General features: G+C 64.7%; 5 protein-coding genes. All 5 read right to left on the bottom strand.

From position 1 onward, the window contains the following. Positions 1-122 precede the first annotated feature (122 nt). A complete protein-coding gene (locus VKV26_13215; protein ID HLZ70855.1) occupies positions 123-2,477 on the bottom strand; it encodes a hypothetical protein in 2,355 nt (784 codons plus the stop codon). Between the two features lie 421 nt (positions 2,478-2,898). Then, positions 2,899-3,078, bottom strand: coding sequence for a hypothetical protein (locus VKV26_13220; GenBank protein ID HLZ70856.1), 180 nt, complete (start codon positions 3,076-3,078; stop codon positions 2,899-2,901). Positions 3,079-3,423: 345 nt separating this feature from the next. Then, positions 3,424-5,814 carry a hypothetical protein gene (locus tag VKV26_13225; protein HLZ70857.1) on the bottom strand — a complete coding sequence of 797 codons (2,391 nt, stop codon included), beginning with the start codon at positions 5,812-5,814 and terminating at the stop codon, positions 3,424-3,426. 897 nt (positions 5,815-6,711) lie between these two features. Continuing rightward, positions 6,712-8,088 (bottom strand): FAD-dependent oxidoreductase, encoded by a 1,377-nt coding sequence (locus VKV26_13230; GenBank protein ID HLZ70858.1) that lies wholly within the window; start codon positions 8,086-8,088, stop codon positions 6,712-6,714. Positions 8,089-8,239: 151 nt separating this feature from the next. Next, complete coding sequence (locus VKV26_13235; GenBank protein ID HLZ70859.1) at positions 8,240-9,175, bottom strand: glycosyltransferase; 936 nt, start codon at positions 9,173-9,175, stop codon at positions 8,240-8,242. Positions 9,176-9,497: the final 322 nt, after the last annotated feature.

Consider the following 9,497-nt stretch of genomic DNA (forward strand, 5'->3'; position numbering starts at 1 on the left):
TATCTTTGGATGAAGTCCGTATATCTCGCTGTTAGCTCGATGGCCCGCGCTCATTTGCGCTGAGAGCGGTGCGAGGGAGCAGGCGCTCGATTTGTCCTGCTCCCTCGCGCGTGGACGCCCGCTTATTGCGTGACCGTGAACTGCGCGGCGTTGTCGTTCCAGTCCAGGAGCTGGCCCCAGCCGGGCGAGAAGACCCCGATCCTCACCGTGTAGGTGCCCCGCGCGGCGCTGGCCGGGATGTTCCAGGTCGGGGAATAGGTCCGCGTCTGGCCGTCGGCGAAGCTCTGCTTGTCCCAGGACTTCTGGAACACGCGCTGCCCATTCGGGTCGTACACTTCGATGTCTACGAGGACCGAGGCGGCGGTCGCACTCGTCACGCTCGCCCGGATCGTTTCCTTGGTCCCGGTGCGGGCGCTGGCGGCCGAGACGGTGGCGCTCTCGCTAAAGCCGGCAGCGGGCGGGGCGGCGACGGCAAACTGCGCCGCGTCGCCGTTCCACGTGTACATCTGCGTCCAGCCCGACGCGAACACGCCGACTTTGAGCGTGTACGTCCCGGTCATCTGCGCCGCGGGCACGCTCCAGGTGCCGGAGAAGCTGCGCGTCTGGCCAGCAGCAAACGTCTGGTTGTCCCAGTACTGCTGGAACGCCTTCTGTCCGGTCGGGTCATAGACCTCGAGGTCGACCAGGGCGGCCGCGGCCGTGGCACTCCGCACGGTAGCGATGAGTCCCTGCCCGCTGCCGGTCATGACCGGATTCGACGCATCGCTTCCAGTCACCGTGAAGCTCGGCGACGGCGGCGGGGTTTGGCTCGGCGTTGGTGAAGGGCTCGGCGTCGGACTCGGCGTCGGGCTCGGCGTCGGACTCGGCGTCGGACTCGGCGACGGCGACGGCGTTGGGCTGGGCGTGGGCGAGGGCGTCGGGCTCGGCGTGGGCGAGGGCGTCGGGCTCGGCGATGGCGTGGGGCTGGGCGTGGGGCTGGGCGTTGCACTCGGCGATGGCGTGGGTGTGGGACCCGTGGCCGGCGCCGCGCCGCTCAGGCTCAGGTCGATGTTGGCGACGCCGATCTGCGAAGAGGCCCAGAGCCTCAGCGTGTTGGCGCCCGCAACGAGGTCACTCAGGTTCACCGGAAGCGAGGCGGCGTGCCAGGTCCACGTTTGTGTCGGGCCCGTCGGGTAGGGCACGCTGCGCACCGGTGCGTTATTGAACTGGTAGCTCAGGCTTTCCGAGCCGGTAAAGGAGTAGAAGTCCAGGTTCAGCCTTGCCGACGTGGCGCCGCTCAGATCCACGCCGCTGAGGGCGAGGGCCGGCACGGCGATCGTCGGCCAGTTCACACCGCTGGCGCAGCACGCCATCATCCCGGAGCTGTCAACGGCCCAACCCAGGTTCATCGCCGCGGCCCCGTCATACGGCGAATTCGGGGCCGGCAGGAGTGCGTCCTGCACGTCGTAGCCGGTTTCGGCGATCATGGGTCCGTCGAAGCCGACGTTATCCCAGTGGTAGGTCTGCTGATCGCAGCCGGCGGGCGCGGGAACCGGCACACAATCATCGCTGCTGGTGGCGAACTTCGCGCCGTTATAGTGCACGTGCTGAAGCGAGACGTAGCCGCGCGTAAACGGCAGATTGAGGTTATCGGCGTAGGCCAGCAACTGGAAGTTCGGATAGACTCCGTCGGTGGTGATCGGATCGCTGCCCCAAACCTCGGCGCGGTTCTGGCTGAGGTGCACCTCGATATGGTTCTTCATGTCGTGCATGGTGTTCATGCATGCAACGCGAGTCAGCCCGCTGCCGCCGGTGATCGGGTCCTGCAGCACGGTGTCGCTGTAGTTTTTCACCAGATTGATCTCGCCAACCGTGGTGGTCGTGAAGGCACTGCCGCAACCGTCGAAGAGGCGGATCCCCAGAGCGTTCGGGCTGAAGGTCGTAAACGTGCCATAACTGTCATGCGGCGAGGGCACGGGCTGATCGGCGATCCACACCTCGGTCCACCAGCCGTGTCCGCCGCTGGTGATCGCATCGACATCGAAGGCGATGGTGCCGGTGCGGGTACTGAAGTCAAAGGGTTGCCGGATACGGGCCGAGGTGTAGACGTAGCCCTGATCGTCATTGATCGCGGTCATAAAGTGGTTGGATTCGCCGTACGTGGGACCGCACTCGAAGACATCATGGTCGGGCAACACCCCCGGCATGGCATCCTTGCAGTGCATGGCGTCGACCGCATAATAGGCGTCGAGCAACCCCTGGCTGGGATTCATCACGCTGACGCGCGATACGGACCATGTCGCCGGATTGAGCTGGCCATCGCGCGAAACCGGGAAGGGAGTGTCGAACGTGTCGCAGAAGGCCGGCTGCGCCAGGCCGCAGCTCGTGGCGGCGGATGCCGGAGTGTTGTGCAGACGTAGAGGATCTGCCGAGCCGAGCCAGCCAACGGCGAGCAGCGCGCAGAGCCCCAGGGCGAGTGCGATCGATCGCCGACCCATGTGAACCTCCACTTTCGAGCACGCCCGTTCGTCGAACCCGGCCGCAGCCGGCGCCACTGGCCCCGTGCCCCCTGCGAGCAACCGCCAGGGTCGCGCTGCTTCGGTTGTCGAGGGTCCGCCGCCCTCCGCGGTCGCGCTCACCTTCAGGCGGGGTGCAGGTTCCATCCCGGCCGGCGCGCGAACGCTCGCCGGCTACCGCTGTCGTCGTCACCACGGCACCCTCCATCCACCGATCGGCACGGCTCGCAACCGCATCGTTACTCAACCGTTACTCAACGTAATGTGGACCTCGGCGGCGAGAAGGATGCGACTCCGTTGCGGCGACGTGCTCCGGCCGGGAGCCGCATGGCACGCTGCAGCAGGTCGCCTTGCCAACTGCTGGGGCTACGTTCCGCGTGTAGAAGCAGCAGCCACAATCGCGCTACACGCCGCCGGATCCGCGCCGGATCGGCAGACAGCTACCGGCAACGCGGCGCTGCCATTCACACCGCACGACGCGTACCGATGGCGACAGAAGGTACAAATAAGGCCGCTGCCATACTATGCCGATGCGATCCGTTTCGCCGACCGTCCGTTTGACTTGATTGTCATAGACGGCCATGATCGCGAACTCGTTGTCGCGCAGGTCGCGCGGTTGCTGAGGCCAGGCGGCTTTGTCTACCTAATCGATACGGACAGGGCAGCCCAGGTACGAGCATTGGGGTGAGGCAGAAGCGGCGCTCCACCGCGTTGCCAGGGATCACCGGGCGACGATCCGGTACTTCACCGGCCGGAAGCCGGCCACCGTGATCGCCTGTCAAGGGCTGCTGGTTTCCTTCCCGTAGAAGGCGACCGGCGACGCTGCCGCGGCGGGAGTCGCGGCAGCGTCGCCGGCAATCGGACTCCGCTCGTCTTGGCTCACGGGGCGCTGTCCTCGTGCCTTCGAGGAATCCAGGCCAGCGGCGTCCTAACTGGTGAAGCCCTCCCAACGAGCAAGCGGTCCGCAGCTCGCGCCATTGCAGGCCTGGACGGTGTAGTAGTAGAACTGGCCGCTGACCAGCCCGGCGCTGGCGGGGACGGTAAACGACTGTCCGACGGTGCTCTGCTGCACCAGCATGGCCAACGCCACCGGATCCCACACGTAGACGGTGTATTGCGTGCTCGGTCCAGTGCCCGCCGCTGCCGTCCAGCGGATGGTCGGCGTGGCGCCGTTGCCGGTTGAGCCTTCGGCCGGAGCGAGCAGGCCCGGCACGCCAATCGAGGTTGCGGTGGTGAAGCCTTCCCAGCGGGCCACAGGACCGCACCCGCCGCCGTTGCAGGCCAGCGCCGTGTAGTAGTAAAAGCGGCCAGGCTGCAAGGCTGAAGCCTGGGGCACGGAGATTTGTGTCGCCGTGGTGGTGGCCTGGTAGGCCATCGCGCCGGCCCCCGGATCCCAGACATACGCGGTGTACTGGGTGGCGCCGCTCACCGGCGTCCACGCGATCGCAGGCGTGAGGCTAACACCCGTTGCGCCTTCGGCCGGGGCCGTCAACGCAGGCACGCCGATCCCAAACTGCGTCGTAAATCCCTCCCACCGAGCCGTCTGCCCGCACGTCGCTCCGCTGCACGCCTGAACGGTCCAGTAGTAGAACCGGCCAGGCGACAGCGCCGAGCCAGCGGGTACCGTGGCGGAGAGCGCCGCCGTTGTCGTCTGGTAGGCCATCACATTGGCGCCTGGATCCCAGACGTAGACCGTGTATTCGCTGGCGCCGCTCGCTGCCGTCCACGCCAGCGTTGGGGTAAGGCTCACCCCGATCGCGCCCTCGGCCGGCGATTGGAGCGAGACGGCGCCCGGAGTGCCAACGCCAGCCGGGCTACCGGAACCGCCGCCGCCTGCACCGACGAGGATCACGTCCAGGTTAGCAAAGGTCCAGGTATCGTTCAGACCAAGCTGCAGCTCGATGGTGTTTGTGCCGCTGTGCAGCTCGGTGAGCGGCACCGGTAACGCGGCGGTGAACCAGGACCACAGTACCCCGCTCCACGGCCAGCCCGAGCTATGCCAGGCGTTCCCGTTCACGCGGTACTGGAAGGCGGCAGTGCTCGTGGTGGGGTAGAAATTCAGCGTGAGCAGCGCGGCTGATGCCTGCGCCGGATCGGCCAGCCCGGTAACGCTGAGCGCCGTGGGCGTCCCGCCCGCCACTGCGTAGCCGAGGTTAACGCCGCCGCCGGGGGCAGGAGTGAGCGCGTCGGGCACGTCATACGCCAGATCACGCGGCAGCACGGGCCCGTCGAAGCCGACGTTATCCCACTGGAAGGTATGGTCCGCATCCGAGGGCTGCCCGAACTTCGCGGCGTTGTAGTGCGAGTCCTCGATCCAGATCAGGCCGCGGGTGAAGGGGAGAGAGAGCGATCCGGAGACGGCGATCTGCTTGAGCGGCGCGCTTGTGCCCGGCTCCGTCGCCCACACGCTAACCTGGCTCACCGAAACATGCACTTCAAAGTGGCTCAGCGTGCCCGGCTGCGCCTGCACGCAGGCCGTCATGGTGACCGGCACCTCGCTGTACGCGTACTCGTTGACGACGTACATTTTGTCGACGGTGACACCATCGGGCGACGGGTAGGGGCAACCGGGCCCCCCGCCGCACGACGTGCCCGCACCGCAGGTGGCGGCCAGCGAGAACCCGAGCGCGTATTGCGGATCCAATGATTCGTTCGAGCGGGTGGCGTCTGGGGCCGGTGCCGGCTTGTTGGTGATGGCGAAACTCGGCCAGGCGCCGTGAATGCCGGTGGCGAACGTGTCCACATCGAACGTGACGATGCCGGTGCGGCCGGCCCAGTCGAACGGCTGCTTTGGGTAGGCGGCATTCGTCGTCACGCCTCCCGCATCGTTAGTGGACTCGACAAACCGACCGTTGCAAATCCGATGGTCGCGCTCCGGCAGCACCGTGCCGCTTGTGCCGTTGCAAGCGGGAAGCAGCGAGCCGGACGGCGCCCAACTGTCGAGCAGACCCTGCGACGGGTTGTTCACATTGAGGCGCGACACCCCCCAGACGACGCCGTTCAGCTCGCCGGAGCGGCTGCCCGCGGGATTCGCCGTGGGCGCGTCGAAGGTGTCGCAAAACGCGGGCTGCGCCAGGCCGCAACCGCCGGCGGCGGCAGCCGGCTCCGGCTGGAGAAGGTGATGCGGATTCGAGCCGCCAACGACAAGGAAAAGCGCCGCCAGGATCGCACCAATCGGCAACAGGTATCGTTTCACGTGGTGCTCCAGTATGAGGGGAGGCAGGGTGCGACGGGACGGAGACCCAGGATGACATACGCCGCGGCGTTCCGGTTGAGTGCGGACGCTGATGGCTGGAGATCGAGGCTCCCAACTAACCACAAGGATGGCTCTGCGGCAGGCAGATACCTAGAGAGCCGTCGACGCAAACCAGGTTGAAGACCGTCACGTTCCCGAACCGCACCTGTCACGCCGCGGGTTCACAGCTCATTCATCGGCACCAGCGCAATGGATCGGGGCAGCCCGCCTCCGCGACGCTGAAACGCTGCCGTCTCCACCTGAACACGGCCGAAGTAATTGCAGCCATATCCCTTTGGCCGGCAATACCATAACGGCCAGACACCGTAGCTGTCTACACGTGACCACGCCAATTGTGCGAGTCCATGGCTTTGCCCAATCTTTGTAACGTCGGCCTGCGCGGCATATTGCTGGCCTGGCGCCGCCCCGCTGCGCTCCCCATGTCCCCCTCGAAGGGCTAGCCTCGCTACGCTCAATCTCTAATCGCAGCTCCGGCGTGCGGGCGCCGACGGCATCGGCCATCACGAGCACGAATTCGGCGCCCGTCTCCGCCCGCTGCTCCGCCGCGTCCCGTCGCCGGCGATACTGCAAGCGATGCCGCACGCTGGCGGCCGCGTGTGCACACATGACAAGGAGGCATTGAGCCGCCGACTTCTGCACCAAGCGGCTCGCTGAAGGAGACATGCGCAACGACAGCGCGAATGTGTGCAACGCCCAGGCGCGCAGAGTAGCACCTTGCCGCAGCCGGTCCCCGCAAGATGCGATCTGTGCGCCGAGGGAAGCGCGCTTCGGCCTCGCCGGCGCCTCAACGTCGAGGGTGGGTGCCCGCCCGCGGCACCCGCAGCGGTGGCGTGCAACGGGCGCGAGCTGAGCGGAATCGCAGATCCCCGCTCCCGTCCTCACCGCATCTGTGCCTGCCGTCGACTATAGGAGCATCGCGTGGCAACGCTGCGCAGGCGTCGCGCACCCGCTCGGGTTCACCTATCGCGCCCCAGCTAGGACCGCTCCGCCCGCTCTGCAGAACCAGGTGGACTCCTCCTCGCCGCAGAGCACGCGGTTGACCACCTCCACTCCCTGCATGACCGAGTGATCCATGTTTCCGATCTCGTACAGCCAGGCGCCGAAGCGACCACGAGAGTAAATGGCGTTCTCCATCAGGTACGGCTGAACGTCCGCGAGAGCGGCATCGCGATCAACCGTCGGGATCGGATACGAGTACTTGATATCTGTAAGGTCTGTGGCCACTATACGGCTGCGATCAGCGCGATCCAAAATACCGGTGGCTATCAAGCCATCGATCGTTCGCGACACGATAGTTCCGCGGTCCTGCGGACGGTACGGTGAATAGGATGTCTCGGTTAGCAGTAAGAAGTGCTTGTCATCTGGCGCAATGTACGGGGAGTAGTTAGACAGATAGGTGACTCGGTAAAACGGCACCTCGGCGTCTGGAAAGTACAACCAGCACTTGTCACTCGGACATGGTCTTGAGATACCGACTCCGACAAACAGCCCGCTGCTCCAGCACAGTCGCTGCGCTGCCGTGCGTACGGAAACTGGACAGGTCTCCAACGAATCGACCAGCAGATTAATCGGCATCGAACTGATCAATACGTCGTAATTTGTGTGGCTGCCGTTGGCAAATTCGACAACCTTGCGCGACGGATCGATAGCCGTGACACGAGAGTTGAGATGCAGATGAGACTCGACGTACGGCTTGAAGCCTTCGAACAGCCCGCCGGTACCTCCACGTAATGGGAACTTAAAGGTGCTGTTCGGACCCCACTGTACATCATCCTGTTCTTTTAGAACATTTCTCAGAATGTGCTCGATATCAACCAATGCAACACGCTCAGCGATCCACTGCTTGCTCATCATTTTCAGAGGATGTGCCCAAACCTTAACATTGTAGGGAATCATGAACTTTTGCGCGATTCCCTCTCCAAACTGCGCATCTATCCACTCGGCAAAGTTCCCTGCCTGCGCTGGATCGGAGCTTCGCTGGGCCTTGATCAGACCCATTATGCATGCGACGATATCATCATTACTGAGATAGCGAATGTTACTCTGGTACGGATACGGCACATACCGGCCACCGGTGCGAATCCAGCTCTCCCGCCGCATCTGCACAAACCGATCCCCAAGCATCCGATCGACCAAATCGTCGAAGTACGGATAGTGGGAGAAGAGCACATGGCCGCCGATGTCGTAGGTGAAGCCCTGGCGATCTGTATGGCTGGCCGCCAGACCGCCGATGTGATCCGACGCCTCGTACAGATCCCAGTCGCTGAAACCCAGCTCCTGCAGACGGTAGGCAGCGCCCAGGCCCGTCGGACCGGCGCCGATCACCACGATACGCATCTGTCACCAACTCCCATTTGCGAACCGATCAAGCTTTGGCACGGGCGCTTCGGCAATCGCCGCTGGTGATGGTCAGGGCAGAGCCCCCGGCCGCCCACGGCCGCGACGCGCTTGCCACGTGCCGGAACGCGATACACTTTTGCATACAGGTTCAGCGCGGCGTGGTGATGACGTAGGTGCGCCGCGCTCGCTCTATCGGATACGCAAGGCTTTGGCGCATGCCCTGCAACATGCCGGCGAGGTATGCGCGGCTGTGCGGACGCTGCAACAGCGGCTTGATCGCGCAGCGCGCGAGTTCTCTTCCCAAATCCTTGCCGAGCATCCAGGCGGCCGCAGGATCGCCGCAGCGGATGTGTTTCATGTAGAAGGCGCCATTGCCCACGCCGTAGGCGGTCAGCGTCTTCGGCCACTCCTGAGAGGTGCGATGACCGTAGTGGTCCACGTGTACCGAAGGCTCCAGCAGGGTGGCAAAGCCAGCGAGGCTCGCCCGATACTGGAGGTCGAAGTCTTGTGATGAGCGCAACGGCCCGCCGCCGCCCAGCGCTTCATCGAAGCCACCAATCGCTGCAAAGAGCCTCCGTCGCGCTGCAAAATTTGCGCCCATTCCGTACGACGCTAGCCGAGACTGTTTGCTCACTCTGCGTCTTCGGGCGATCTTCCACTCCGGCACCACACCAGGCACGGTGCGGAGTTCATTCGGTGCGAGAACCTGACCGTAGAGCAGGCTGATGTCGGGATTGTGCGCGAATGCTCGCTCGATTTGTGCGAGCCAGTCGATGGGAGCTTTGCAGTCATCGTCTGTAAAGGCGATGATCTCGCCGCTGGAGCTGGCAATGCCCGTGTTGTACGCAGCAGAGAGTCCCACTCGCTTCGTATGAATGTAACGTAGATTGAGATATTGTGTCTGAAGTCGCCGTACGATGGCCGCTGTGCCATCATCGTCGCTTTGGTCAACCACCACGAGATCGAAGCTCGGATACTCGTTATTCAGCACGCTGCGCAGTGCCGTGCCGACCAGATCAGGCCGATTGCGCGTGCACAGCACCGCAGAAAGATGCAGAGGCAGCGTACCCGTGGTATCGGTCATGGCCGCCGATCCTTTCCCGCGTGCTGGCGACGGCCTGCTTCGCCAGAGCTCATCTCAGCGCGAAGTGACGCCGCCCGAGGTGCATCTGCTTCGCAGCGTAGCGAGGGCAGGTGTGCCTTGGAGTGCGGGGCGAGTTCAGAGTGCGTGTGCGCGTGCCCCGGCCCGTGCGTGATGACAGTGACGCCCGCGAGCAGCGAGCCAACCTTCCCTCAGGATGGGCGATGCAGCACGAGGGGCGCTGCCGCTTGTTTGGTCCAGACCGTGATCGCGGGCAGCCGCGGCCGGCGATCGGCAGGGGGTGTCAGTCGTCGCTGGGAAGCTG

The sequence above is a fragment of the Dehalococcoidia bacterium genome, from assembly GCA_035310145.1.
In the GTDB taxonomy this organism is placed as follows: domain Bacteria; phylum Chloroflexota; class Dehalococcoidia; order CAUJGQ01; family CAUJGQ01; genus CALFMN01.